Genomic DNA, 25,409 nt, shown 5'->3' on the forward strand with positions numbered 1-25,409 from the left:
CTGGCGACGCCGAGCAGGACAAGGAAGAAGATTTCAAATGCAAGTACGGACATGATGCCATCCTAACCCGTCAGGAGATGAGTAGTTTGTCTATGAAGTAGGCGAGCGAACCGACCGCCGCAATCGGTGCCAGACCCATGCCCAGGGCAGCGGGAAAGTTCAGCGGAGCGCCCCGGAGTGTCACCAGCCTGCGGAAACTGACCAGCACCGCACCCACCACAACACCGAACACAGCGGCGGGCAAAACGGCGATGTCGGAGAACACCAGCCCGGCCAGCGGCCCGGCCAGTCCGGCCAGGGTGATGCCCAGTGGCGCAATGATCCGGTCGGGCCAGCGGATGAGGCCGGCGAGCAGTGCGACGGCGGCGCTGATGCCCGCCACCAGCACCATCTCCTTGACGCCGTTGAACCTGGCGCTGGCGATCCACCCGGAGCCCAGGCAGGACAGGACGACCCCCACGCTGCAGCCGAGCGTCGACTCGAGGCGCTGCGCCTGGCCGGTGCCGCGCACCAGCTGGACGAGGAAGACTGCACCGACACCCAGAGCAATGAAACCGGGCGTCCAGTTGAGGTAGCCGGGGGCGGCGGCGAAAGAGGCTGCAACGGCCGAGCCGGCCCCTGACAGCCCGATCACTGCAGCCAGGGTTTTCTTGGCGGGGATTTCCAGGTAGTGCGGCCAGCCGACACCGATACCCAGGGCAAATAGCACAGCAACCGCCAGGAGGACATCCGGAGTCCGGAAGACACTGGCCACCAGCGTCGCCAGGCCCACCAGGCCAACCACTCCGATGCTCCACGACTGGAGCGGCCGGCCTGCAGCGGCCGGAGCGCCCAGCTCGGGAGCAGGCCGCGGCGTACTCATCTCGGACTCTGCACTCAAATCTGCTGCGACCTCATCCTGGCTGTGCCGTTGACGGGCAGGGCTCGGCCCCCTGACGGTTTCAATCCTGCCCTATATGACCGCCATATGTCGTAAACAAGGCGCGCGGGTGCGGCCGGTCAGTATCGGTCCGGGGGCCATTGGGTATACTCAAACATCAGCTCAGTCGCCCGACGATGCGCGGACAGCCCCTTGGAGGAACAATGTCGCACATCCTGTTACTGACCAACAGCACCGGGTCATCGGTGGACATTTTGCCTGCCTTGGAGCTCCTGAACCACCGGGTGCACATCCTCCCGGCCGAGCCCACCGCACTGCTGGAGACAGACCCCTGCGACATCGTCCTCCTGGACGCGCGCAAAGACCTCGTGGGCGCCCGCTCACTGACCCAGCTCCTGAAGGCCACCGGCCTCAGCGCACCTCTGGTGCTGATCCTCACCGAGGGCGGCATGGCGGCCGTTTCCTCCGCCTGGGCCGTCGATGACATCGTGCTTGACTCCGCCGGCCCCGCCGAGGTGGAGGCACGGATCCGCCTCTCTGTCGCCCGGGCTGTACCGGAGCAGGAGGAGGCTCCCTCCGAAATCCGGGCTGCCGGCGTCGTTATTGACGAGGCGAGCTACACGGCCCGCGTCAACGGCGCGGCACTGAACCTGACCTTCAAGGAATTCGAACTCCTGAAGTACCTGGCGCAGCACCCTGGCCGCGTATTCACCCGGCAGCAGCTCCTCACCGAGGTGTGGGGCTACGACTACTACGGCGGCACCAGGACCGTGGACGTCCACGTCCGGCGGCTGCGCGCCAAGCTGGGCGCCGACCACGAAAACCTCATCAGCACGGTGCGCAACGTGGGCTACCGGCTCACGCTGATCCGCCAGCAGGAGGACGAACTCACCGAGGCGTAGGCCTCGGGGGCCCGCCCAAGGGTGCCGGCTTCCCGGCACCGCCCGCAGCAGAATGCAGAACGGCCCGGCTCACCAGAGCCGGGCCGTTCTGCATTTGGAACTACAAGTGGAGGACATACGGGTCGAACGTATCAGGCCACCCCAGTGGTGGATCCCCCTCACAACCTGCCATGAATGCCGGCTGAGGTAACGACTATACGGGGCACCACGGCCGGTTCCAAATCGGGCGTGCGCGGGTGGCGTCCGTATAGCCTTACAGCATGAGTTCTGCGCACCCGGAGAAATGGCCCGTCCTTGTCATCAAGGGCGGCGTGGATCAAGACCTGCTGCGGGACGTCCGCGTCCTGCTGGCCGCCGCCGAGGAATCGGACGGCAATCCCCCCGTTTCCGAACAGACCCTCGTAACCATGCGCGCAGCGGATACCGGGCCGCACTCGCTGTTGACCCTTGCCCTCTACGCCCCCGACGAGCAGTCGGACCCCGCCACGGCACAGGACCTGGCAGGCTTCGCCGTGGTCGTGGAGGAGCCGGACGGGACGGGCGTGGTGGAGATCGCGGTCCACCCCAGCTACCGGAACCAGGGCGTGGCGGACCGGCTCGTTGGCACGCTCAAGTCCTCCCGCGGCCTGGACGGGCTCAAGGCCTGGTCGCACGGCAACCATGAGGCAGCAGCGGACCTGGCTGCCCGGTATGGCTACGGACCGGTTCGGGAGCTGTGGAAGATGCGGCTCACCACGGCCACCGCCGAGCTGCCCGACGCCGGCCTGCCGGACGGGGTCTCGATTCGCGCCTTTGTGCCGGGCAAGGACGAAGACGCCTGGCTCGCCGCCAACCGTGAGGCCTTCGCGCACCACCCGGAGCAGGGCTCGCTGACCAGGGCCGACCTGCAGGCCCGGATGGACGAACCCTGGTTCGACCCCGCTGGCTTCCTGCTGGCTGAGGACCGGGACGGACGGCTGCTCGGCTACCACTGGACCAAAGTGCACCCGCAGCACGGGACCCATGCGGCCATCGGCGAGGTGTACGTCGTGGGCGTCACGCCCGCCGCCCAGGGCATGGGCCTGGGCAAGGCGCTGACCATCGCCGGGATCCGGTACCTCCAGCAGCAGGGCCTGCACGCCGTCATGCTGTACACGGATGCGGACAACGCCCCGGCTGTCTCGCTGTACCGGCGGCTGGGCTTCACGCGCTGGGATATGGATGTCATGTACGGGCCGCTTGAGGGGCGTTGATCACCCCCTCCTGCACGCGCGCCGCCGGCCTCGAAATCTTCGGGTCCTGGACGGGTGAATGCTTGTAAGGTTGAAACTAAACCCGCCAGTACTCAAGGAGAGCGCATGCAACCGGAATCCGCCGGAACAGCCACCACCGAAATCAAGGCGGCCCCTGTGCGCGCCCGGTTCGGCTCCTCCGAAGTTCCGGCGTCCCGCGCCACGCAGGACCGGATCGACATCCCCGAGTTCGCCGCCATCCTGGAACCGGATGGCGAGATCAGCCCCGACCGGTTCCTGGACCGCGAACTGAGCTGGCTCGCGTTCAACGCCCGGGTCCTCGAACTCGCCGAAGATCCTGACCTGTACCTGCTGGAACGCGTCAACTTCCTGTCGATCTTCGCCTCCAACCTCGACGAATTCTTCATGGTCCGCGTGGCCGGCCTGAAGCGCCGCATCGCCACCGGACTCGCTGTCCCCTCCCCCGCCGGGCTAAGCCCCGTCCAGGTCCTGGAACAAATCGGCGAGGCAGCCCACCGCCTGCAGCAGCGGCACGCCCAGGTCTACGCCGAGCAGATCCGGCCGGCCCTGGCCTATGAGCACATCCACCTCATGCATTGGGACGAACTCGACGACGAAGCCCGGCACCGGCTCAGCGCCATGTTCGCGGAGAAGGTCTTCCCGATCCTCACGCCGCTGGCCGTGGACCCCGCCCATCCCTTCCCTTACATCTCGGGCCTTTCCCTGAACCTGGCTGTGGTGGTCCGGAACCCGGTCAGCGACAAGGAGCTCTTCGCCCGCGTCAAGGTGCCGGACCAGCTGCCCCGACTGATCTCCATCGACGGGCCCCGGGCCGGCTCGGTGCCCGGCCGCGTGGCACGGTTCATCGCCCTCGAGGAAGTCATCGCCGTCCACCTGCACCAGCTCTTCGCCGGTATGGAAGTACTGGAGCACCACACCTTCCGGGTGACCCGCAACGAGGACGTTGAGGTGGAAGAGGACGACGCCGAGAACCTTCTGCAGGCGCTCGAGAAGGAACTGCTGCGACGCCGGTTCGGCCCGCCCGTCCGGCTTGAGGTCACCAACGACATCAACCCGAACATCCGCGCACTCCTGATCCGCGAGCTCGGCGTGGACGAGTCGGAGGTCTACTCCGTTCCGGCACCCCTGGACCTGCGCGGCCTCTCCGTGATCGGCAGCATTGACCGCGCGGACCTGCACTACCCCAAGCACGTGCCCCACACCTCGCGGTACCTGAATGAGTCCGAGACGTCCAAGGCCGCCAACGTCTTCGCCGCCATGCGCCGCCGGGACATCCTCCTGCACCACCCGTACGATTCGTTCTCCACGTCCGTCCAGGCGTTCCTGGAACAGGCGGCGGCGGACCCCAAGGTGCAGGCAATCAAGCAGACCCTGTACCGCACCTCGGGCGACTCCCCCATCGTCGATGCCCTCATCGACGCCGCCGAGTCCGGCAAGCAGGTGCTGGCCCTCGTGGAGATCAAGGCCCGTTTCGATGAGCAGGCCAACATTTCCTGGGCCCGCAAGCTGGAGCAGGCCGGCGTCCACGTGGTCTACGGCATCGTGGGCCTTAAGACCCACTGCAAGCTCTCCCTCGTGGTCCGCCAGGAGGTGGACGGGCTGCGCCGCTACTGCCACATCGGAACCGGCAACTACCACCCGCGGACCGCGCGCTACTACGAGGACCTCGGACTCCTGACCGCCAACGAACAGGTGGGCGAGGACCTCTCCAAGCTGTTCAACCAGCTGTCCGGGTACGCTCCGAAGTCAACGTTCAAGCGTCTCCTGGTGGCCCCCCGGTCCGTGCGTTCGGGACTGATCGACAGGATCGAAACCGAGATCAGCAACGCCCGCGCAGGCATTCCCGCGCGGGTGCAGATCAAGGTCAACTCCATGGTGGATGAGTCCATCATCGATTCCCTCTACCGCGCCTCCCAGGCCGGAGTGAAGGTGGACGTCATTGTCCGCGGCATCTGCTCGCTGCGCCCCGGCATCCCCGGCCTGAGCGAAAACATAACGGTCCGCTCCATCCTGGGCCGCTTCCTTGAGCACTCACGCGTTTTCGCCTTCGGCAACGGCGGCGACCCTGTGGCGTACATCGGCTCCGCGGACATGATGCACCGCAACCTGGACCGCCGGGTGGAAGCGCTGGTACAGCTGTCCGGCGGCGAAGACACCGCCTACGTCCTGGACCTGATGCGCCGGTACATGGACCCCGAGACCTCCAGCTGGCACCTGGACAACGACGGCGAGTGGACCCGCCACCACATCGGCGAGGACGGCAGGAAGCTGGACGATGTCCAGTCATGGCTCCTGGCATCACGCTCCCGGCAGCGCGCCGTCGCCCGGCGGTAGGAACCCGGCCTTTGAAGAGCAGCGACTCACCCATAGCGGATCAGACCGATCACCCGGGCGAGCCGGTAGCCGTCACGGCCGCCGGCGCCCTTCCTTGGCGCGTCAAGAAGGACCAGCTGGAAGTCCTCCTGATCCACCGGCCACGGTACGACGACTGGTCCTGGCCCAAGGGCAAGCTCGACCCAGGCGAAACGGTGCCCGAGTGCGCCGTCCGTGAGGTGGAGGAGGAGATCGGGCTCGTGGCGCCGCTGGGCATCCCGCTCCCGCCCATCCACTACCACGTCTCCGCGGGGCTGAAGGTTGTGCATTACTGGGCCGTTCAGGTCACGGGCAATTCCCTGCGACCGGATGGTAAGGAAGTGGACAGCGTCATGTGGTGCGCCCCGGAACGGGCCGCCGGACTGCTGTCCAACCCCTCGGACCGGGCGCCGCTGGAGTACCTCGCAGCGGCGCATGCCCGCAAGGAACTGCAGACCTGGCCGCTCGTTATCGTGCGCCACGCCAAGGCCAAACCGCGCTCCTCGTGGACCAAGGCCGAGGGCGAAAGGCCCCTGGCCGCCACCGGCATCCGCCAGGCGCAGGCGGTGCACCGGCTGCTGAAGGCGTGGAAGCCGCTGCGCGTGGTCACCAGCCCCTGGCTGCGCTGTGTGGCAACCATTGCCCCCTACGCAAAGTCCTCGGATGCCAAGATAAAACTGGTGGATGCGCTCACGGAGCACCGGCATGCCCGCAACCCCAAGAAGACGGCGGCCGTCGTTGACGCATTATTCGACAAGCAGCGTGCAGTGGTGCTGTGCACCCACCGGCCTGCCCTCCCCACCGTCCTGGGCCAGCTTGCCGGCTACATGACCCCCCGGCTAAAGGGCCTGCTGCCGGTCGCGGACCCGTACCTCGCTCCGGGGGAAATGATCATCTGCCACGTGGCGCATGGCAGCAAGAGCAGGATCGTGTCCGTGGAGCAGTTCAAGCCCTTCGACGACTGAGTCCCTCCGGGCCGCGCCTTGACCGCCCGATTTTTGTATCAAATGCTTGGTACAAAAGATGGCGCTGCGGCACAGGCGCTTTGGGGATCATTTGGGGGATTTGATGCCAATACAGTTTGAGTTGCCGCCCATGGCGCTGCTGGGACCGCTGCTGGCTGCATTGGGCATTTACGGATTGCTGCGCTGGGTTGTCTGGGCGCCGGGCGGCGGCACCTCGCCCCAGTCAGTTTCAGACCACGCGCTCTGGGTCGGCGTCATCGGCTGGCTGGCCAGCACGCTGCAGGGAGCCGCGAACGCCGGCATCATCCCCTCCCACCCGCAGACGCCGTCGCTGCAGCAGCCCGCCGACATCCTGCAGGCGCTGACCTGGCCGGTGCTCGGCTGCCTCGGTGTCCATGCGCTGGGCCAGCTCAGCTATCCGGGTCCCCGCAGTTCGCGGCGGCAGGCAACGCTGTCCGTCCGGCGCGTCCGGGACTTTCTTCCGCGGCCGCTCGCGTGGACCACGCTCGGCATTTTCGCCGCCTCCGCCGGAACCATCTTGTGGGCGGCCGTTCAGCCGGCTTACCGTCCGGTGCCGCCCGTCACTCCCTCGGACGGTGCAACTGGCCCAAGCTTTTTCCAGGACGGACGTATTGCCGGCACCGACCTGGCGTCCTGCCTTGGCGCCGCCCTCCTGCTGCTGGCGGCCGGAACCGTTGTGGTGTTATGGCTGATTTCCCGCCGCCGCCAGCTGGAAGCTCTCGACGCTGCGGACAACGCGATTCTCCGCAGTGTTGCAATGAACCGGCTGCTGCGGACTGTCTCCACCGTTGCCGCCGGGCTCGCGGCCATCGCCGGCAACTTCGCATCCCGTCCGGAACCCGCAACTGCCACGTCATGGACCAACCCCGTCGGACTGCTGGCAGCCGCGGTGCTGTTCGCGATGTGGATCTGGAAGCCCCCGCAGCTGGCCAGCCTCCAGGCCAGCAAAGTCCGTGTCCGCCGGGCGTGGTCCTCCGGCAGGAAAAATGTCCGGAACCTCCGCACCGAAAAGCACCCGGCCGCGGTGCTCACGGTGTCCCTCGGAGCCCTCCTCGGGCTGGCCGCGGTGGCGCCGGGGATGGCCGTCCTGTTTCTGCTGGGCTCCACCAACCCGGTCCGGGCCGCCATCGTCCCAGCTGTGATGGCCGTGTGCGTCCTTCTGGCCATCCTGGCCGGCGAACTGCTCCTCGAACGGAATTACGGCTCTTCCTCCGCCGTCCGCCGCTGGCCCGTCCAGCCGGTGGCGCCTGCCCTCCTCACCGCCGCGATCATGGGCCTGCTGCTGCTCGCAGTCGTGATGGTGCCGACCTCCGTTGGAGAAGCAGCGCTTGCGTCTGACGGAACGCCGGTGGCCCCGGTCTGGATTGCGACGGCGGTGGCAACGGCCGCCGTCGCCGTCACGGCTGTGCCCGTAACCCTTGCCGTGCGCCGGCGCCGCGGCATCGTCGCCCCGGATGACGGGTTGGACGCGGCGCTCCGCGCCGTCACGCTGAACAGGATCGTGCGGATTCTGGCCGCCTTTCTGCTGGCACAGGCGGGCGGCCTGCTGATATCGGCAAACCGGGCATGGGGTGTGCTGCTGGGAACGCAGGCGGTTCCGGCCGAAATCTGGGAAGGGGCTGCGGCCGCCGTCGGCAACGTGCTGGTTGCAGCCGCCGTGGTGCTTTACATGATGCCCGTGAACGCCTTCGGCCCCAGGGGCGTGCCGGCCGCCCGCCGCGCACCGGTGGAACCCGCGCGATGACAGCGGGCATCTCCGTGGATGTCGGCTCGCCCACTCCCCCGTACGAGCAGATCCGGCTGCAGATCAGTGCGCTGATCGCCGCGGGCGGGCTCACGGCCGGAACGCGGCTGCCGGCGGTCCGCAGCCTGGCGGCAGACCTCGGGCTTGCGGCCGGGACCGTCGCCCGCGCGTACAAGGAACTTGAACAGTCCGGCCTGATCGAAACCCGGCGCCGGAACGGCACCGTCGTCGTCGGACTGCCGGCGTACGGTGAAGCGGACTCGGGGGCGTCCGGCTCCGGAACGGCCGGGTCCGCTGCCGCCGGCTCGGCTGCCGCCGCAGCGGAGGTAGGCGCCGCCGTCGAGCGTCTCATCCAGGCTGGAACCAAGGTGGGCCTGCCCGACGAGGAGCTTCTGGCGCTGCTCCGTGTTAGTCTCAGTCTCCAGCGCCGCCGCGGCCTGCCTTCGGCCCCTTCCGCGGCCTCCGACTAGACTGGACGCGTGAGCATCCCAACGCCCTATGAAGACCTTCTGCGCGACGTCATGGCCAACGGCACGCACAAATCAGACCGCACCGGCACCGGAACCAGCAGTGTTTTCGGCCGACAGATCCGCTTTGATCTGGGCGAAAGCTTCCCGCTGATCACCACCAAGCGGGTGCACTTCAAGTCCGTGGCCGTCGAGCTCCTGTGGTTCCTGCGGGGCGACACCAACGTGAAGTGGATGCAGGACCAGGGCGTCACCATCTGGAACGAATGGGCTGACGCCGACGGTGAACTCGGACCGGTCTACGGCGTCCAGTGGCGGAGCTGGCCCACGCCCGACGGCGGGCACATCGACCAGATCGCCGAGCTGGTGGAGAGCCTGAAGTCGAACCCGGACTCGCGCCGGCACATCGTCTCGGCCTGGAACGTGAGCGAACTCAAGGACATGGCCCTGCCGCCCTGCCACGCGTTCTTCCAGTTTTACGTCGCGGACGGCAAGCTCTCCTGCCAGCTGTACCAGCGCTCCGCGGACATGTTCCTGGGCGTTCCGTTCAACATCGCCTCCTACTCGCTGCTGACCTGCATGCTGGCGCAGCAGACCGGACTCGAGCCGGGCGAATTCGTCTGGACCGGCGGCGACGTGCACATCTACGACAACCACATGGACCAGGTCCTGAAGCAGCTGGAGCGGGAACCGTACGAGTACCCGCAGCTGAAGATCACCCGCAAGCCGGAGTCGATCTTCGACTACACCCTGGACGACTTCGAAGTGGTGGGCTACCGGCACCACCCCACGATCAAGGCGCCGATCGCCGTATGAGCATGGAGGACACGATGGACGGGCAGGCTTTCAGCGAGGACATCGCCGCGGGGATGTCCGGAATCGGACTGGTGTGGGCCCAGACGCCTGCCGGCGTCATCGGCAAGGACGGCGATATGCCGTGGAACCTACCCGAGGACCTGAAGCACTTCACCAGGGTCACCACAGGCCATCCCGTCATCATGGGCCGCAAGACCTGGCTGTCCTTCCCGGCGAAGTACCGTCCGCTGCCCAACCGGACCAACATCGTCATCACCCGGCAGGAGAACTGGGGCAACTCGCCCGAGGCGGAGGGCGCCGTCGTCGTTAAATCCCTCGATGATGCCCTGCTGGAATCCCAGTTCGCCCCAGGCTGCGAAGCAGTCTGGATTCTCGGCGGCGGCGAAATTTTCAAGGAGTCCACGGGCCTGGCCAACGTCGCAGTGGTCACCACCATCGATGTGGATGCCGACGGCGACACGTATGCCCCGGAGCTCGGCGACGGCTGGGTGGCGGACACGTCCGTGCCCGCCGACGGCTGGCTGACGGCGGCCAACGGCACACGCTACCGGTTCACCAAGTGGAACCGTTCGGAAGGTTAGAACATGCTGCGCAAACCCGAAACCCTCTTTGTGCTCGGCTACATGCTGCTGCCGCTGCTGGCACTGCTGTCCGCGATTGTGGGCCTGACCATGATCCTGGGCGGCAACAAGATCGCCGGCATCATCGTGCTGGTGGTGGTGACGCAGGTATTTGCCTTCGGCTCCTTCTTTGCCCTGCGGGCCCGCAAGAACGCGCTGCTGGAGGAGCCCGACCGCCCGTAGCGTCCGTAGCGTCCGGGTGGGGAGTGCTGCCCATCGCGGCGGCCTGGGTCCCGAACTAGAGTGATGGCTGGACTTAGCAGCAACCGTGCCAACGCGGAACGGTCAGGATTTGGGGGATGATGCCGCAGTGACAGGTAATTTGTGGGGCGCCGATGTCACGCAGCTTCGCACCCTCGCACAGCAGTTCGGAAAGGTCTCGGACACCCTGCTGCAGACGTCATCGCAGCTGACCAACCAAATCAACAACAACCCTTCGTGGAAGGGCAACGACGCCACCCAGTTCCGCTCGGACTGGAACGGCAACCACCGGGCGCTCATCCAGCGGACGGCACGGGCCCTCAAGGACGAGTCCAGGAAGCTGCTGGATAACGCCAACCAGCAGGAGAAGGCCAGCGACGCCGCCCCGGGCTCCGGCGGCGGTCCCGTGACCCTTGGCGATCCGGGCGGCTCATGGGCAGGAACACTGGGCGGCGTATTGCTTGGGGGCATCGGAGCGCTCAGGGCGGGCATGACCCTGCACAAGTTCATCAAGGCCCCGTTCACCCTTGCCAAGCACCTCGGGCAGTACGGCTGGGTCCTGAAGAACCAGCGCGCCGATTTCGTCAAGTCTTTCCTGCAGGGCAGCCACCGCATCGGCGGCCCCGGCTTTGCTGCACATCGGCTCCTCGGCAACCCGGCCCTGGACGACCTGCTGAAGGGATCGGCGTCCGCCCATCGCGGGTTGGGACTGATCGACAAGGCGACTGACATTGCGTCGCTGAAGAACCTGAACAAACACATTGGCGTCCTTTCCAAGTTCGGTCCCCTCCTGGAGGAGAAACCGTGGATCGGGGCCGGCACCAAGCTCGAATGGCTGGGCAAGTCGGGCCTCGCGCGGGGACTCGGCTGGGCAGGCGTCGGCTTCAGCGCTTATGACTCCGTGAAGAGCTTTTCCGACGGCGACATCAAGGGCGGGCTCATGGGCGCCGGCAAGACGGCCCTTGGCGTTGGCTGCTTCCTGCCGCCTCCCGCCGGGACTGTCTGCCAGGTAGCCAGCGTCGGCATTGCTGTGTACGAGAACTGGGACACCATCAGCAGCGTCGGGAAGAACATCGGCGAGGGAGTAGTCAACGCCGTGAAGGACCCCGGAAAGTTCGTCAGCGACACGAAGGATACGTTGGTTGATGCAGGCAAGTCCGTGGGCAACTTCTTCGGATTCGGCGATTAGGAGACAAGCATGACTGTTCAGGACCCAACCCAGCAGGAACCGCGCCTCGGCATCGACGTCATCGGCTTCGGCGTGGGCGAGTTCGCCTACCTGCTGAACGTTTTCGAGGGCCCTGCCCGCGACCGTTCAGTCAGCGTCTTCCGTGCCGAAGAGATGATCGACGACGTCACCCTGTCCACCGCGGGAGCGTCGTCGCTGCTGGCACGTGACCTGGCTGCGGTTGATGACGACGGTGACCTGGGCGTGAAGGGCGTAGCTGCTGCCGTCGCCACTGCCCTGGGTCAGGCGACCCGGTGGACGGAGATCTCCCTCTTGACCGGCGAAGCAATGGACAACGTGGCAATGCTGGAAGCACCGGGCGTTTCCTTGATGCTCCAGCCCAGGCTTCTGGGCACTTGGTTCGTTTTCGCCCAGGATCCGGCCATCTCCTCGGCTGAAGCGACGCTCCGGGTGGTCCGCCAGCATGCCGAGCAGAACCAGGGCGGGTCCGCGTACCTCGTTTTCAAGACCCTGGGTTCCGAACAGCACTTGCTGATCCGGCGTGAGGAGTCCTCCTGGACCACCGGCGTTCCGGATTTCGATAAGGACGAGGTCGATGAAACAGCCGGCCTGGATGATGCCGGCCTGCTCGCCGCGATCGAGGATGCCCGTGGCGAGGCGTAGCGAGGGTGTCCCGCAGGAGCCCGGGTACATTCCGTCCCAGACCCCGGACGACAAGCTGATCTACCGCCGGGCCGGCAACGGCGAGATGGTGGGCTACACGCCGGCCGAATACGGCGTGCGCAAGGACGACGGCCGCGGCCTGGTCAAGCCCGTCAACAGCTCCGGCGGGTTGCTGTTCCTCGCCATCCTGATAACCATCTGCTTCGGCGGGATGCTGTATGGGATCGTGCAAATGGCACTAACGGATCAGTGGCACATTCTGGGCGAAGTCTGGTGGATGTACCTGTTGGTGCTGATCCCGTTGTTTGCTGGCTGGTCCGGTTACTTTAAGGAACGCCGCGCAGAGAAACTGCGCAAAGCCCGCAACCTTCCGCGGCCCGTCGACTGAGGTCTTTGCACCCCAGCGCACCCGCGGCGGTGACGTAACCGACTGCGGCCCGCCAAATCCAAAGATAAACTAGCTAAATGACTACAGCAGCTACTCCGTCCGTTGGACTGGTCGGTTGGCGCGGCATGGTCGGCTCCGTCCTGATGCAGCGTATGCAGGACGAGGGCGACTTCGCCAGCATCAACCCGGTATTTTTCTCCACCTCAAACGCTGGAGGTGCCGCCCCGTCTTTTGCTGACGGGGCCGGCAAGCTCGAGGACGCGTTCGACGTCGAGACCCTCGCCAAGCTGCCGATTATTGTCACCGCCCAGGGCGGGGACTACACCAAGCAGGTCCACGGTGAGCTGCGCAACCAGGGCTGGGACGGCCTCTGGATCGACGCCGCCTCCACCCTGCGCATGGACGATGACTCCATCATCGTCCTTGACCCCATCAACCGCGACGTCATCGACAAAGGACTCGCCAACGGCGTCAAGGACTTCATCGGCGGCAACTGTACGGTTTCCTGCATGCTCATGGGTCTCGGCGGCCTCTTCAAGAACGGCCTCGTCGAGTGGGGCACGTCCATGACCTACCAGGCGGCTTCCGGCGGCGGCGCGCGCCACATGCGCGAGCTGCTCAGCCAGTTCGGCACCCTCAACGCCGAGGTCAGCACGGAACTGAACGACCCGGCGTCGGCCATTCTGGACATCGACCGCAAGGTGCTGGCCCACCAGCGCACCGGCATCGAAGCAACCCAGTTCGGTGTGCCGCTGGCCGGCTCCCTGATCCCGTGGATCGACGCCGACCTCGGTAACGGCCAGTCCAAGGAAGAGTGGAAGGCCGGCGTCGAGACCAACAAGATCCTGGGCACCTCGGATGAGAACCACGTGATCATGGATGGCCTCTGCGTGCGGATCGGGGCCATGCGCTCCCACTCCCAGGCGCTCACCCTGAAGCTGCGCGAGGACCTCTCCGTTGCCGAGATCGAGAAGCTGCTCGACGAGGACAACGAATGGGCCAAGGTGGTGCCCAACTCCAAGGAAGCCTCGATGGCCGACCTGACGCCGGTGGCAGCTTCCGGCACGCTGACCATCCCGGTGGGACGTATCCGCAAGCTCGAGATGGGACCGCAGTACATCAGCGCCTTCACCGTCGGCGACCAGCTCCTCTGGGGCGCCGCCGAGCCGCTGCGCCGCATGCTCAACATCGCCACCGGCACGCTGTAACCACGCTTCGCCTTTAACCGGCCCTCCCCCGCAGGACCAGCCCCGCCCCCCGGGGCCGTTCATGCGGAGCGGGGCCGGTTTTGCGTCTGCCGGACGCTTCCTCACCTCCTGCCGCTTCCAACCCCACGCTTCCTCACGTCCTGCCGCTTCCAACCGAACGCTTCCTTACAAGTTGCCGGAAGCGTTTCCCCTTTGGCGACAGGAGATGAGGAAGCGTGCCAAAAAAGGCGACCAGACCTGAGGAAGCGTGCCAAAAAAGGCGACCAGACCTGAGGAAGCGTGCCAAAAAAGGCGACCAGACCTGAGGAAGCGTGCCAAAAAAGGCGACCAGACCTGAGGAAGCGTCGCCAAAAAGGCGACCAGACCTGAGGAAGCGTCGCAATAGCCGCGGGCTGGAGCCCGTCAGGACGCAAGGAACCGCTCGTACCTTTCAACTGCGCGCCGGAACCCCGCCAGGGCGCGGCTGGGCCTAGGGGCTTCGTGTCGTCGAAGGGAACGGGTACGACGGCGGCCGTCCGCCCGCTCCCCTGCCTCGCCCAGGTGCCGGTCACCTCGCCGCCGGCCACGATGGCCTTCCTGAACACCCCGTTGCCGCCGGGGACGATCTTTTGCGCATGCTCCGGCGCCAGCACGATGCTCCGGTCGGTGTAGCCAAGCACGAACTCGTCGAACCCCGGCAGGGCAAGGACCGTACGCTGGCCAGGAACACCGTCGTCCAGCAGTGCGGCGACCTCGGGCGACAGCCAGTATTGGGTTCCATCGTGGTCAAGCTCCACCAGCTCGCCGCTCACCGCTGGCAGGGCACGCCGCACCTCGGTCAAAGGAATGCTGGACCACCAGGCGAAGTCGCGCAGCGTGGCGGGTCCATGGCTGCGCAGGTACCTCAACAGCAGCTCCGCGATCCCTTCCTCACGGCCCACGTCCCGTGACGAGGGGATCCAACGGTCGAACGCAACGAACTTCTGCTGGTTGCCGTTCAGCGGCCCGTGCACCAGCGAGGCGCTCTGGCACAGCATCCACAGCAGGTGGACCCCGCGCTGGGCCTTGGTGGCCTGTCCGGCGGCCTCGAACGCCGTGAACAGCTCCTCCCGGGTCGCGGCCCGTCCGCCGTCAACCAGGCCCAGGGCTGTCTCCCGGCAGGCCTCGACGTCACTGCCGGTGATTTCCAGTTGCCGGTGCCGGCGGGCCGTGCCCTGGATCATCCGGGCCGTGGTGATGTTCAGGATCCAGTGCAGATCCTCGGGCGCCAGCAGGTGCAGCGTGCCCCTCATGGGCCACGACCGGACCACCGAACCGTCTTCCAGGGCCCGGCGGACGTCGCTCAGGCCTGCGCCGGGAACACGGACACCCACGGCCCACAGCGCTGACTGGAGATCCTGGGCCTGCATCGCGGTCATCGCCCGGACGGCCTCCGGCACGCCGTCGAACCCGGGTCCCAGCAGCCCCTGCGACGCCAGCCTCAGCCGGCCCATCACCTTGGTCGAAACCCGGATCTTCACCGCAGCTGCCATGACCCCATCCTAGGGCCGCAGCGCTAGAGCGAGAGGCCGATCAGGAGCGGCTCGGGGTGCAGTTCAATGCCAAAGCGCCCGACGACGCCGGCACGCACCTCGCGTGCGATCGCCACCATGTCCGCGGCTCGGGCCGAGCCGCGGTTGGTGATGGCCAGCGTGTGCTTGGTGGACAGCGAGGCGCGGCCGCCGGAGACGCTCCCGGCTTCCAACCCGAAGCCCTTGCCGAAGCCGGCATGGTCGATCAGCCATGCCGCGGACAGCTTGACCTGCCCGTCGGCGCCACCCGGGTATCTGGGCGCGGATTCCGGGAGGCCGTCGGCAACGGAAGCAGGGACGATCGGGTTGGTGAAGAACGAGCCTGTGGAGTAGGTGTCCCGGTCCGCCGGATCCAGCACCATGCCCTTGGAGGCGCGCAGGCGCAGGACCTCGCGGCGCACGTCGTTCGAGTAGGCTCGCTTGCCCTGCTCGACGCCCAGGACCCGCGCCAGCTCGGCATAGCGGATGGGTGCGCTCATGCGGCCCAGCGGCAGTTGGAACTCGACGGTCAGCACAACGTAGCGCGGAGAGCCGTTGACCGTGGTCTGCTTGAGGATGGAGTCCCGGTACCCGAACTTCAGCTCCGAGTTGGTGAACGTCTTCACAGCGTTCCGTTCCCGGTCCCAGGTGCGGACCGCGGCGATGGTCTGCGAGACGTCCGAGCCGTAGGCACCAACGTTCTGGACGGGCGTGGCTCCGGTTGCGCCGGGGATCCCGGACAACGCCTCAATGCCGGACCAGGCGTGGAGCACGGCGTGCTCCACCAGCGCGTCCCAGTTGTGGCCTGCCTGGACCACCACGGATACGCCGCCGCACGAGTCCTCGGCGTTGACGGTGAACCCCTCGGAGGCGATCTTCAGGACGGTTCCGGGGAACCCGTCGTCGGAAATCAGGAGGTTGGAACCGCCGCCAATGATCAGCAGCTGCTCACCGGCGGCGTCCGCCGCGCGCACCGCCTCGATGATCTCGGCCTCGGTGCGGGCCTGGACATAATTGCCGGCGGGGCCGCCGACGGCGGCCGTGGTCAGATCGGAAAGCATTGGGGAGGTCACCAGTCCAGCCTATAGGGAACAGAAGCAGGGAAAATTAGGGAAGCTTGCGGGCCACCGGGGACAGCAGGAAGCTCGCCACCAGCACGGCCATGACAGCCAGCAGCGAGTGCAGGATGCCCACGTGCTCGGCGAGCAGCCCCAGCAGCGGCGGGCCGCACAGGAAGGCCCCGTACCCGATGGTGGACACCACGGACACCCGGGCGGCGGCCTTGGCGGGGTCGTCGGCCGCGGCGGACATGCCCACCGGGAAACCCAGCGAGGCGCCGAGCCCCCAGACAGCCAGGGCAGCGTAGGCCAGCCACGGCGCCGGAGCGAACACGAACAGCGCGAGCCCGACGACGGCCGTGGCGGAGCACCAGCGCATCACGGGGACCCGGCCGAACCGGTCGAGCACCACTGTTCCGGCGAACCGGCCAATGGTCATGAAGGTGACGAACAGCCCGTACCCGGCTGCGCCCGCTGCGTCCGACTGGTGGTGTCCGTCGGCCAGCGCCAGGGCCACCCAGTCCCCCGCCGCGCCTTCGGCCAGCGCCAGGCCCAGCACCATGACGCCCAGGAGCAGCGTCCGCCGGTCCCGCCAGGCCTGGGCGATTTTGCGCTTGTTGTCCAGCGGGCTCTCGCCGCCGTCGTTTCCCGCGCGGATGACGGGGATTGGCCCGGTGGACGGGTCCTCGAAGTTGTCCGGCCGGTACGGTGCCGTGCGTTCCACAGGGGTGACATCGGCACGGAACCAGCGTGCCGCCGTCGTCACCGAACCGGCGACGACGAGCCCGGCGGCGGCGAGGTGCCAGAGGACCGGCACGCCCACGCCGGCGGCCCAAGCGCCCAGCCCGGCGCCGGCGACCGTGCCCAGGCTGAACGAGCCGTGCAGCCGGGGCATGATGTGCCGGCCCATGGCCCGTTCGACGGCGGCTCCCTCCACGTTGGACGCCGTGTTCCAGCTGGCGGTGCCGAGTCCGACGACGGCGAGGCCGGCGGCAACCGCGGCCGGGCTGGACAGGACGGACGTGCCGAAGCCGGCCAGGACCAGGCCGCAGCCCACCATGAGACTTCCGGTCTGGATGGTCCGCCGGGACCCGAGCCGGAGCACGATCAGCCCCGACACGGATACCGAGAGGAAGGATCCGGCCGTCATGCACAGCAGAAGCAGTCCCACCGTGCCGGGCGTGAGATTCAGGCCGTCACGGATCGCGGGAAGGCGGGAAACCCACGACGCGAACGCGAGCCCGCTGGCGGCGTAGGCCACCACGACGGCGTTGCGCCAGAGGGTGACTTCCCGCGCCTGGACGGCGGTGGAACTCAAGACAGCATCACGTCAGGCCAACCGGACCAGGGCCTGGGCCTTCACGAGGACTTTCTGCCCGTCGAACACCACGGTCAGGTCCACGCGAGCGGTGCGCGCGTCGGCATCCAGCGCGCCGACGGCACCGCTGACGTCGATCACGGCACCGGCGTCGCCGGTTCCTGTGGTGTCGGTAACCAGGACCGGCTTGGTGAACCGGGTCTGGTAGTCGACGACGGCGGCCGGGTCACCGGCCCAGTCGCTGACCAGCTGCACGGCCGCCCCCATGGTGAACATGCCGTGGGCGATGACGCCGGGAAGCTCCACGCCCGTGGCGAAGGCTTCGTTCCAGTGGATGGGGTTGAAGTCGCCCGATGCGCCGGCGTACTTGACCAGGTCCTGCCGGGTCACCTCGATGCTGCGGCTGCCGATGTCCTGGCCGACGCTGAGTTTTTCGAATGTGGGGCTCATGGCTACTGTCCCTCTCCGCGGACCAGGATGGATGACTTGGTGGTGGATACCCGCTCGCGCCCGTCCCCGTCCTTGAGCGCGAAAATTTCGCTGCGCGTGGTGATCATGGCGCCGCCGCCCATCCCGCGCACGCCGTCGACGTGCAGTTCGGCGACGAGCCGGTCGCCGGCGAAGATGGGGCGGTGGTGGGTGAACCGCTGGTCCGCGTGGACCACGCGGGAGAAGTCGATGCCGGCTTCCGGGTCCTCGACCAGCTGGGCGTCGGCGCGCTGGGCGATGATGATCGCAAACGTGGGCGGTGCCACGAGGTCGGGGTGGCCCAGGCCCTGTGCGGCGTCAACGTCGAAGTGGGCGGGATGGGTGGCCTTGACGGCGCGGGCGAACTCGCGGATTTTCTCGCGGCCGACGTCATACACCTCTGCGGCAGGGTAGCTTCGGCCCTGCAGGTCCGGATTGATAGTCATGGGTTCAAGCCTATCGGGGCTGGCGTGCGGGTTTCCTACTTGGGGATGTTCTTCCGCACACGCTGGCCGCGGACCACCAGACCGACCATGTGCAGCACCAGGCCCAGGCCGATCACCGGCAGGGACGCGATCATGAGCCCCTGGTTGGCGGCGACGTTGCCTGCGATGTTGAGGATGAGTCCGACGGCGATGAGGCCCATCGCGGTGAAGACCAGGATTTTGTAGGACTTGGGCGCGGTGGCCCAGAATTCGTGCAGCACCGTGCCAGTTTACCCAGTCAGGCTGTGTGCCCTCAGAAAAGGGCTTCCTGCACCGCCGGCACTTCCGAGCTGTACTCCCCCGGTTCCACCATGCGGCCCTTCAGCAACCCGAGGGCAAACCCCCGACGGCGGTGCCCGCCAGGAGCGTCCGCACGTCCTCCGCCCGGCTCCGGTTGAGCAGCTCAAGCTCATCGCCCGGGAGCGGGTCCATCAGGGCGGCAGTATCGTCTGCCAGCTGGCAAGCCCCGCACTGGCTGCCGCGGAACGCATCGGCACTGGCCGGGCACGTCACGTGCCGGCGCTCGGTTGCGGAGAAAACCCTGGTGTGGCCGAGGCAGTGCTTGGCCCCGTCCGCTACCCGGAAGCCGAGGCGGGTGCCGGCGTCGAGCGTCATCTCAGTGAACGCGCCGGAACGGTGCTGGAGGCGCAGAACCGGCCTGCCGCCGTCGGACGCTGCGGAAACGGCCGGCGGCCCATCCCAAAAGACCCCGTGCACCAGATAACGGGTATCGGTCACGGGGTCTCCTGGGTAATGCCGATGCAGGTTAGAGCGCGGGCTGTACGCCAAACGCTACCGCGAGCTTCATGATCTTCTCTGCGCGGCCGAGGCGGGGCAGGTCGGAGCCGTCGCGGATGACACGGCCGTTGGCCTCGAAGTCGGCCATGAAGTCGGTGGCCCAGGCGACGTCCGACGGCGTGGGGCTGATGACCTCGTTGATGACGCTGGTCTGGTCGATGGCCAGGCAGAGCTTTCCGGTCATGCCCATCATCACCGTGACGCCGGTCTGCTCGCGCAGGATGGGGTGGTTGGTGCCCACCGTGGGTCCGTCGATGGGGCCCGGCAGGTTGCCGACGCGGCTGGCGACGACGAGCTTGGCGCGCGGGTAGGCCATGGCCTCCTGGGTGTTCGCCATGCCGGTGTCGCGGCGGAAGTCGCCGGAGCCGAAGGCCAGGCGGAACGCACCCTGGGCCTTGGCGATGTTGTTGGCCTCTTCGATGCCAAGCGCCGATTCCACGAGCGGGATGACTGGCGTCTTGCCGTCCATGCGGTGGAAAGACTCGGTGACCTGGTCGGCCGACTCCGTCTTTGCCAGCATGACGCCGAGCAGCCCCGGCGTGCCGCGCAGGCCCGCGAGGTCGTCGGCCCAGAACTTGCTGGTGGCGTCGTTGATCCGCACCCAGGCCCGGCCGCCGCCGGAGAGCCAGTTCACCACGTTCTCGCGTGCGACGTCCTTCTGCGAGGGGTCAACGGCGTCTTCGATGTCCAGGATGACCGAGTCCGCGCGGGACACGGCGGACTGGTCGAAAAGCTCGGTTTTCATTGCGTTGACCAGCAGCCACGACCGGGCGATCTCGGCGGGGATATTGCGTTCGTGCCGGATGATCTCGGCTGTGGAAGTAGACGTCATGGTTCTACCGTATCGGGCGCGCGCCCGTATGCGCGACGCAGATCGGCCCCGCAGGGCAGACCAATACGAACAAAAGCAAGAGTGTACCGCCGTCGGAACGACACCCCGGCACCGCCCGTCACGGGGATTCACCGGCTGCAACGGGGCGCCTCATGACCCGCTGTTGCGCCGTGTTTCCGCGGATTTCCAACGGTTGCCCGCCGTGACCGTGGCACTTTTCTGCGTCCGCCGAGTGCGCTTACATCGATCCATCGGCCGTTGCAGCGGCCGCCAAGTACCTGGCTCACCAGCCAACCAACCCCCTGAAGGAACCCCCCAATGAAACGACACCTGACCATCCTGAGTGCTGCGGCCGCCGTCGTCATCGCCCTGACGGTGTCCGGCTGCGGCGGGAGCGCCGCCGGCGATGACACAAGCGGCACCGGTGCTCCCGGCGCCAATGAAGTCAAGGAGCTCCGCTACCAGGGCTGGGGCCAACAACGTCACCCTTCCCGAGCTGGCGCAGGACCTCGGCTACCTGGGCGACGTCAAGCTGAACTGGGTGGGCAACACCATCAGCGGGCCGCAGGACATCCAGTCAGCAGCAACCGGCCAGACCGACTTCGGCGGCGCGTTCGCCGGCGCCGTGGTGAAGCTCGTGGAGGCCGGCGCACCGGTGAAGGCCGTCATCAACTACTACGGCGAGGACAGCAAGACCTTCAACGGCTACTACGTGAAGGAAGACAGCCCGATCAAGACGGCCCGGGACTTCATCGGCAAGAAGATCGCCGTGAACACCCTCGGGGCCCATTCCGAGGCGGTCATCAACACCTACCTCCGCAAGAACGGCCTGAGCGCGGACGAGATCAAGCAGGTCCAACTCGTGGTGGTTCCGCCGAACGACACGGAGGAAGCCATCCGCCGCGGCCAGGTGGATGCCGGCTCGCTGGGCAGCATCCTGCAGGACAAGGCCGTCGCCAACGGCGGGCTGAGGTCCGTCTTCAGCGACTTTGACCTGTTCGGCACGTTTGCCGGCGGACCCTACGTCTTCCGGGAGGACTTCCTCGCCCAGAACCCCAACACGGTCCGGACCTTCACCACCGGTGTGGCGAAGGCCATCGAGTGGGAGCGGGCCACGCCCCGCAAGGAAGTCATTGCCCGGCTCACCAAGATCCTGAAGGAACGCGGCCGCAATGAGAACCCCGCAGCCCTGCAGTACTGGAAGAGCGTCGGCGTCCCGGCCAAGGGCGAAATCAAGGATGAGGACTTTACCCGCTGGGAGGAGTACCTGAAGTCCGCAGGCATCATCAAGTCCGGCCTGGACGCCAAGAAGCTGTACACCAACGAGTTCAACGGTCTCCTGACCGATTCAAAGTAACGCCCGATTCAAGTAACCGCTGATTCAAATAACCGCTGATTCAAATAACCGCTGATTCAAATAACCGCAGCACAAAGTGAGGAAAGAACGATGACTGTCATTACCGAAACAAAGCTCGAATTCTCCAAGCTGGGCTCCCGCATCGGCGCCGAGATCCGCGGCCTGGACCTCAGCGGCGACCTGCCGGCAGAGACCGTTGCAGAGATCCGTGCGGCCCTCAACGAGCACAAAGCCCTGGTGTTCCGTGAAGCCAACATCCTCTCCGACGAGGCGCAGGTGAAGTTCGCCAGCCACTTCGGCCCGCTCACCAAGGCGCACCCCACCGTGGCGTCCGTGGAGGGCGAAGAGAACGTCCTGCCGGTGGACAGCGAGAACGGTTCGGCCAACAACTGGCACACGGATGTCACGTTCGTGGTCAACCCGCCGCAGGCGTCGACCCTGCGCAGCATCGACCTGCCGGCGTACGGCGGCGAGACACTGATCGCGTCTTCCGCCGGCGCGTACAGCGACCTGCCGGACGAGCTGCGGAACTTCGCCGACACCCTCTGGGCCATCCACACCAACGACTACGACTACTCCGTGCCCAAGAACCTGGAACACGCCAACGCCGAGGAGCGCCGCAAGGAGTTCACCCGGCTCAAGTTCGAGACGGCCCACCCCGTGGTGCGGGTCCACCCGCTGACCGGCGAGCGCGGATTGTTCATTGGGGGCTTCGCGCAGCGCCTGCGGATCGTTGGTCTGTCCAACACCGAGTCCAGGGACATCATCCGCCTGCTCCAGGCCTACGTAACCCGTCCCGAAAACGTGGTCCGCGTGAACTGGGAGCCCAACCAGCTGGTGCTCTTCGACAACCGGATCACCCAGCACTACGCACCGGACAACTACGACGGCCAGCCGCGCAAGCTCAACCGCGTCACCATCGCCGGGGACATCCCGGTGGGCGTGGACGGCAAGCAGAGCCAGGCCCTGAAGGGTGATGCATCCACGTACTCGGAGATCGCCCCGCTCTAGGGCTGTCCGCCCAACTAGGTCGCAGCAGAGGGCGTTCTGAGCACTCAGAACGCCCTCAGCTGCGACCTGGTTGGGTTTAAGGGATGTTGCTTCCCCGGGCCGTGACCCACAGCTGGTACCACTCGGCGCGGGTCATGGTCTCGGCCGCGCGGGCGGCCCCGGCGCACGCACGGATCCGGTCCGGGTTGGCGGTCCCGATAACCGGCGCGATCCCGGCCGGGTGCTTCATGAGCCAGCCCAGCAGCACTGCCTCCACGGTGGTGCCGTTCTCCCGCGCCATCTCCGCCAGCAGCGCGGCTGTGGCGCTCTCGGCCGGAGTGGGCCGCTCGGGCGGGTTGCCGGTGTAGTGGCCGCGGGCCAGGGCGCCGTAGGCCTGCAGCGTGATCCCCTGCCGGGCACAGTACTCGAGCGTCCCGTGCGGAAAGCTGTAGCCGTGGGCATCGGGATGGTTCACTAGCACGGTGCTTTCCAGCCAGTCGCGCTTGAGCAGGCTGAGCTCCAGCTGGTTGGCCACCACCGGGGTCTCGAGGCTGTCCTGCAGGAACTCGATCTGGGCGGCGGACATGTTGGACACACCGAGCGCCCGCACCTTACCTTCCGCCATCAGCTTCCCGACGGCGGCCGACACCTCCGCGGGGTCCATCAGGGGATCCGGGCGGTGCAGCAGGAGGATGTCCACGTAGTCGGTGCGTAGGCGCTCGAGACTGCCGTTCACGCGCTCGATGATGGCGTCCGCGCTCAGGTCGTAGTGGGTTTCCAATCCCCGCTCGTTCAGCCGGATCCCGCATTTGGTCTGCAGCTGGAGGCGCTCGCGCAGCCCGCTGGTGCCGGCCAGGACCTCGCCGAAGACGGCCTCGGCTTTTCCGTGCCGGTAGATGTCGGCGTGGTCAAAGAGCGTGACGCCGATGTCCAGCGCCGCATCGATGGCCTCGGCCGCGGCCTCGACGTCGGTGATTTCGTGGGGTTCAGTCGACCAGTCCCCGCCCAGGCCCATGCAGCCGTAGAGCAGCCGGCCGTAGGGCACTGCAGTCTGTTCAGTCATGGCATCACTCTTTCATTTGTTCCGGGCCCCGCACAGAGGCCGGGCCCGGCACCCGGAGGGCGGTTAAACGGACCCGCTGGCGCACCCCGGTCAGAACCGGGGTGCGCCAGCGGCGTGTCAGCCGGTTGCGGGTCAGCGCAGCCAGGCGGTGGTGTTGGCCGGCAGCTTGCCGCCTTCCAGCGGTGCGCTGCTCACCAGCACCGTGCCCGCGGGAAGGTCGACGGCGGTGTCCCCGAAGTTGGTCACTGCCTGCCAGCCACCCGGCCGGCTGAAGTGCAGGACCTCCGGATTTCCGGTTTCGATCCATTCCAGCTCTTCGGCGGTCTGCAGTTCGCGGCGGAGCTTCAGGGCCGTGCGGTAGAGCTCGAGCGTGGAGCCCTGGGTGCCGTCCTGCGCCTCAACGGCGTAGCTGCTGAACCAGTCGGGCTGCGGCAGGTGAGCGCCGCCGTCGCCGAACCCGAAGGATGTGCCCTCCACGGACCACGGCAGCGGCACGCGGCAGCCGTCGCGGCCCACTTCCACTCCCCTGTTGCGGAAGAACGACGGGTCCTGCCGTTCGGATTCCGGGATGTCCGCCACTTCCTGCAGGCCCAGTTCCTCGCCCTGGTACAGGTAGGCGGAGCCGGGCAGCGCGAGCATGAGGAGCGTGGCGGCGCGGGCGCGGCGCTTGCCGAGCTCGACGTCGAGATCCTTTTCCGGCCCGCCGGCCAGCAGCCAGTCCTTGCCGTCCTGGCCCTTGGCGTGCTTGCCCTTGGAGCCCTTGGGCAGGCCGTAGCGGGTGGCGTGCCGGACGACGTCGTGGTTGGAGAACACCCAGGTGGAGGACGCGCCGGTGGCTGCAGCCTCTGCCAGGTTGCGGGTGATGATCTCGTGGAACTCCTCGGCGTCGAAGTCCGCCTGCAGGAGGTCGAAGTTGAACGCCTGGCCCAGTCCCTCGGGGCTCGCGTACCGGGCCCGGCGGGTGGCATGCACCCAGGCCTCGGCGACGGCGGTGCGCGGCGGGTTGTACTCGTTGAACACCTCGCGCCATTCGGCGTAGACCTCGTGCACCTCGTCGCGGTCCCAGAACGGGTGCGAGCCGTCAGGGAATCCGTCAGTGCCGGTGTTGGCCTCGGTCAGCTCAACCTTGGAGAGCAGCGGTTCGGTGAGGTCCTTGGTGAGCGCGTGCGCCACGTCCACGCGGAATCCGTCCACGCCGCGGTCCGACCAGAAGCGCAAGGTTTTGAGGAAGTCGTCGCGGATTTCCCGGTTGGCCCAGTTCAGGTCCGGCTGCTCCTTGGCGAAGATGTGCATGTACCACTGGCCGGGGGTGCCGTCCGGTTCGGTGATGCGTTCCCAGGCGGGGCCGCCGAAGACGGAGTCCCAGTCCGAGGGCGGGAACTCTCCGTTGGGGCCTTTGCCGTCCCGGAAGATGTAGCGGTCCCGGGCCGGGGAGCCCTTCGGGGAGGCCACGGCTTCCTTGAACCATTCGTGCCGGTCCGAGGAGTGGTTCGGGACGATGTCTGCGATCAGCTTGATGCCGGCGGCGTGGAGGGCGTTGGCCATCTCATCGAAGTCCTCCAGGGTGCCGAGCTTCGGGTCCACGTTGCGATAGTCATCCACGTCGTACCCGCCGTCGGCGAGCGCCGAAGGGTAGAACGGGCTGAGCCAGACGGCGTCGATTCCGAGCGCCTTCAGGTACGGGACCTTGGCCGTGATGCCCTTGATATCGCCCAGGCCGTCGCCGTTCGAATCGGAAAAGCTGCGGGGGTAGATCTGGTAGACGGACGCCTGGCGCCACCAGTTCGGATCGGCCAGGCGGTCGGAATCGGAAAGGGTTGCCAGCGTGGCGGTGGTGGACAA

Annotated in this window: 25 protein-coding genes and 1 pseudogene; 15 read left to right on the plus strand and 11 right to left on the minus strand. The window is 67.0% G+C overall.

The annotated features are described in order from the left end of the window. Window positions 1-70: 70 nt before the first annotated feature. Window positions 71-862, minus strand: a complete 792-nt coding sequence (locus tag QF036_RS19120) for a permease (protein WP_307104361.1) — start codon at window positions 860-862, stop codon at window positions 71-73. A 221-nt stretch (window positions 863-1,083) separates the two neighbouring features. Here QF036_RS19120 and QF036_RS19125 point away from each other — a divergent pair, with 221 nt between their 5' ends. The 13 genes from QF036_RS19125 to asd all read left to right on the plus strand — a co-directional run bounded on the left by QF036_RS19125 (window position 1,084) and on the right by asd (window position 13,669). Further along, window positions 1,084-1,782 (plus strand): winged helix-turn-helix transcriptional regulator, encoded by a 699-nt coding sequence (locus QF036_RS19125; protein WP_307104363.1) that lies wholly within the window; start codon window positions 1,084-1,086, stop codon window positions 1,780-1,782. Between the two features lie 260 nt (window positions 1,783-2,042). Further along, window positions 2,043-3,014 (plus strand): mycothiol synthase, encoded by a 972-nt coding sequence (gene mshD, locus QF036_RS19130; RefSeq protein WP_307104365.1) that lies wholly within the window; start codon window positions 2,043-2,045, stop codon window positions 3,012-3,014. A gap of 105 nt (window positions 3,015-3,119) precedes the next feature. After that, complete coding sequence (locus tag QF036_RS19135; protein WP_307104367.1) at window positions 3,120-5,369, plus strand: RNA degradosome polyphosphate kinase; 2,250 nt, start codon at window positions 3,120-3,122, stop codon at window positions 5,367-5,369. Between the two features lie 11 nt (window positions 5,370-5,380). Further along, window positions 5,381-6,352, plus strand: coding sequence for an NUDIX hydrolase (locus QF036_RS19140; RefSeq protein WP_307104370.1), 972 nt, complete (start codon window positions 5,381-5,383; stop codon window positions 6,350-6,352). A 103-nt stretch (window positions 6,353-6,455) separates the two neighbouring features. After that, window positions 6,456-8,117 carry a hypothetical protein gene (locus tag QF036_RS19145; protein ID WP_307104371.1) on the plus strand — a complete coding sequence of 554 codons (1,662 nt, stop codon included), beginning with the start codon at window positions 6,456-6,458 and terminating at the stop codon, window positions 8,115-8,117. Further along, window positions 8,114-8,587 carry a GntR family transcriptional regulator gene (locus tag QF036_RS19150; RefSeq protein WP_307104373.1) on the plus strand — a complete coding sequence of 158 codons (474 nt, stop codon included), beginning with the start codon at window positions 8,114-8,116 and terminating at the stop codon, window positions 8,585-8,587. The genes QF036_RS19145 and QF036_RS19150 overlap by 4 nt, the downstream gene beginning before the upstream one ends. Window positions 8,588-8,596: 9 nt before the next feature. Next, on the plus strand, window positions 8,597-9,400 hold the full coding sequence (locus QF036_RS19155; RefSeq protein ID WP_003803887.1) for a thymidylate synthase: 804 nt from the start codon (window positions 8,597-8,599) through the stop codon (window positions 9,398-9,400). Beyond that, on the plus strand, window positions 9,397-9,981 hold the full coding sequence (locus QF036_RS19160; RefSeq protein ID WP_307104376.1) for a dihydrofolate reductase: 585 nt from the start codon (window positions 9,397-9,399) through the stop codon (window positions 9,979-9,981). The genes QF036_RS19155 and QF036_RS19160 overlap by 4 nt, the downstream gene beginning before the upstream one ends. A gap of 3 nt (window positions 9,982-9,984) precedes the next feature. Beyond that, window positions 9,985-10,203, plus strand: coding sequence for an NF038396 family protein (locus QF036_RS19165; protein ID WP_307104378.1), 219 nt, complete (start codon window positions 9,985-9,987; stop codon window positions 10,201-10,203). 127 nt (window positions 10,204-10,330) lie between these two features. Continuing rightward, window positions 10,331-11,410, plus strand: a complete 1,080-nt coding sequence (locus QF036_RS19170; RefSeq protein WP_307104380.1) for a WXG100 family type VII secretion target — start codon at window positions 10,331-10,333, stop codon at window positions 11,408-11,410. 9 nt (window positions 11,411-11,419) lie between these two features. After that, window positions 11,420-12,073, plus strand: a complete 654-nt coding sequence (locus QF036_RS19175) for a hypothetical protein (RefSeq protein WP_307104382.1) — start codon at window positions 11,420-11,422, stop codon at window positions 12,071-12,073. Continuing rightward, window positions 12,060-12,461 (plus strand): hypothetical protein, encoded by a 402-nt coding sequence (locus QF036_RS19180; protein ID WP_307104385.1) that lies wholly within the window; start codon window positions 12,060-12,062, stop codon window positions 12,459-12,461. Before QF036_RS19175 ends, QF036_RS19180 begins: the two co-directional genes overlap by 14 nt. A gap of 77 nt (window positions 12,462-12,538) precedes the next feature. Further along, window positions 12,539-13,669, plus strand: a complete 1,131-nt coding sequence (gene asd, locus QF036_RS19185; protein WP_307104388.1) for an aspartate-semialdehyde dehydrogenase — start codon at window positions 12,539-12,541, stop codon at window positions 13,667-13,669. A gap of 402 nt (window positions 13,670-14,071) precedes the next feature. On the opposite strand, the pseudogene QF036_RS19190 reads toward asd, so the two are convergent. The 8 genes and pseudogenes from QF036_RS19190 to QF036_RS19225 form a co-directional block, all read right to left on the minus strand. After that, window positions 14,072-15,180, minus strand: a pseudogene (locus QF036_RS19190) (winged helix DNA-binding domain-containing protein). 23 nt (window positions 15,181-15,203) lie between these two features. Continuing rightward, a complete protein-coding gene (locus tag QF036_RS19195) occupies window positions 15,204-16,271 on the minus strand; it encodes a UDP-N-acetylmuramate dehydrogenase (RefSeq protein WP_307104392.1) in 1,068 nt (355 codons plus the stop codon). A gap of 34 nt (window positions 16,272-16,305) precedes the next feature. After that, a complete protein-coding gene (locus QF036_RS19200; protein WP_307104394.1) occupies window positions 16,306-17,574 on the minus strand; it encodes an MFS transporter in 1,269 nt (422 codons plus the stop codon). Between the two features lie 12 nt (window positions 17,575-17,586). Beyond that, the gene (locus QF036_RS19205) at window positions 17,587-18,024 is read right to left on the minus strand and encodes a MaoC family dehydratase (protein ID WP_307104397.1); all 438 of its coding nucleotides are present in this window, start codon (window positions 18,022-18,024) and stop codon (window positions 17,587-17,589) included. A 2-nt stretch (window positions 18,025-18,026) separates the two neighbouring features. Beyond that, on the minus strand, window positions 18,027-18,488 hold the full coding sequence (locus tag QF036_RS19210; protein ID WP_307104398.1) for an FAS1-like dehydratase domain-containing protein: 462 nt from the start codon (window positions 18,486-18,488) through the stop codon (window positions 18,027-18,029). A 35-nt stretch (window positions 18,489-18,523) separates the two neighbouring features. Continuing rightward, the gene (locus tag QF036_RS19215) at window positions 18,524-18,748 is read right to left on the minus strand and encodes a DUF3188 domain-containing protein (protein WP_307104400.1); all 225 of its coding nucleotides are present in this window, start codon (window positions 18,746-18,748) and stop codon (window positions 18,524-18,526) included. A gap of 100 nt (window positions 18,749-18,848) precedes the next feature. After that, window positions 18,849-19,265: a hypothetical protein gene (locus tag QF036_RS19220; protein ID WP_307104401.1), complete on the minus strand. Its 417-nt coding sequence runs from the start codon at window positions 19,263-19,265 to the stop codon at window positions 18,849-18,851. 28 nt (window positions 19,266-19,293) lie between these two features. After that, complete coding sequence (locus tag QF036_RS19225) at window positions 19,294-20,157, minus strand: HpcH/HpaI aldolase/citrate lyase family protein (RefSeq protein WP_307104404.1); 864 nt, start codon at window positions 20,155-20,157, stop codon at window positions 19,294-19,296. 406 nt (window positions 20,158-20,563) lie between these two features. On the opposite strand from QF036_RS19225, the gene QF036_RS19230 reads away from it, so the two are divergent. Both QF036_RS19230 and QF036_RS19235 read left to right on the plus strand, forming a co-directional pair. Further along, the gene (locus tag QF036_RS19230) at window positions 20,564-21,514 is read left to right on the plus strand and encodes an ABC transporter substrate-binding protein (protein WP_307104406.1); all 951 of its coding nucleotides are present in this window, start codon (window positions 20,564-20,566) and stop codon (window positions 21,512-21,514) included. A gap of 90 nt (window positions 21,515-21,604) precedes the next feature. Continuing rightward, the gene (locus QF036_RS19235; protein WP_003803919.1) at window positions 21,605-22,525 is read left to right on the plus strand and encodes a TauD/TfdA dioxygenase family protein; all 921 of its coding nucleotides are present in this window, start codon (window positions 21,605-21,607) and stop codon (window positions 22,523-22,525) included. Between the two features lie 76 nt (window positions 22,526-22,601). Here the strand turns inward: QF036_RS19235 and QF036_RS19240 are convergent, their stop codons facing one another. Further along, entirely contained in the window at window positions 22,602-23,567 is a 966-nt protein-coding gene (locus QF036_RS19240) for an aldo/keto reductase (RefSeq protein WP_307104408.1), read from the minus strand. Window positions 23,568-23,699: 132 nt separating this feature from the next. Continuing rightward, window positions 23,700-25,409, minus strand: coding sequence for a glycoside hydrolase family 13 protein (locus QF036_RS19245; protein ID WP_307104410.1), 1,710 nt, complete (start codon window positions 25,407-25,409; stop codon window positions 23,700-23,702).

Origin of the sequence: Arthrobacter globiformis, assembly GCF_030817195.1 — a bacterium.
In the GTDB taxonomy this organism is placed as follows: domain Bacteria; phylum Actinomycetota; class Actinomycetes; order Actinomycetales; family Micrococcaceae; genus Arthrobacter; species Arthrobacter globiformis_D.

Coding starts and splice junctions, on each gene's coding strand:
- QF036_RS19120 (WP_307104361.1), bottom strand. CDS start 862: ATGAGTACGCCGCGGCCTGCTCCCGAGCTGGGCGCTCCGGCCGCTGCA.
- QF036_RS19125 (WP_307104363.1), top strand. CDS start 1,084: ATGTCGCACATCCTGTTACTGACCAACAGCACCGGGTCATCGGTGGAC.
- mshD (WP_307104365.1), top strand. CDS start 2,043: ATGAGTTCTGCGCACCCGGAGAAATGGCCCGTCCTTGTCATCAAGGGC.
- QF036_RS19135 (WP_307104367.1), top strand. CDS start 3,120: ATGCAACCGGAATCCGCCGGAACAGCCACCACCGAAATCAAGGCGGCC.
- QF036_RS19145 (WP_307104371.1), top strand. CDS start 6,456: ATGCCAATACAGTTTGAGTTGCCGCCCATGGCGCTGCTGGGACCGCTG.
- QF036_RS19150 (WP_307104373.1), top strand. CDS start 8,114: ATGACAGCGGGCATCTCCGTGGATGTCGGCTCGCCCACTCCCCCGTAC.
- QF036_RS19160 (WP_307104376.1), top strand. CDS start 9,397: ATGAGCATGGAGGACACGATGGACGGGCAGGCTTTCAGCGAGGACATC.
- QF036_RS19165 (WP_307104378.1), top strand. CDS start 9,985: ATGCTGCGCAAACCCGAAACCCTCTTTGTGCTCGGCTACATGCTGCTG.
- QF036_RS19175 (WP_307104382.1), top strand. CDS start 11,420: ATGACTGTTCAGGACCCAACCCAGCAGGAACCGCGCCTCGGCATCGAC.
- asd (WP_307104388.1), top strand. CDS start 12,539: ATGACTACAGCAGCTACTCCGTCCGTTGGACTGGTCGGTTGGCGCGGC.
- QF036_RS19205 (WP_307104397.1), bottom strand. CDS start 18,024: ATGAGCCCCACATTCGAAAAACTCAGCGTCGGCCAGGACATCGGCAGC.
- QF036_RS19210 (WP_307104398.1), bottom strand. CDS start 18,488: ATGACTATCAATCCGGACCTGCAGGGCCGAAGCTACCCTGCCGCAGAG.
- QF036_RS19225 (WP_307104404.1), bottom strand. CDS start 20,157: ATGACGTCTACTTCCACAGCCGAGATCATCCGGCACGAACGCAATATC.
- QF036_RS19230 (WP_307104406.1), top strand. CDS start 20,564: ATGACACAAGCGGCACCGGTGCTCCCGGCGCCAATGAAGTCAAGGAGC.
- QF036_RS19235 (WP_003803919.1), top strand. CDS start 21,605: ATGACTGTCATTACCGAAACAAAGCTCGAATTCTCCAAGCTGGGCTCC.
- QF036_RS19240 (WP_307104408.1), bottom strand. CDS start 23,567: ATGACTGAACAGACTGCAGTGCCCTACGGCCGGCTGCTCTACGGCTGC.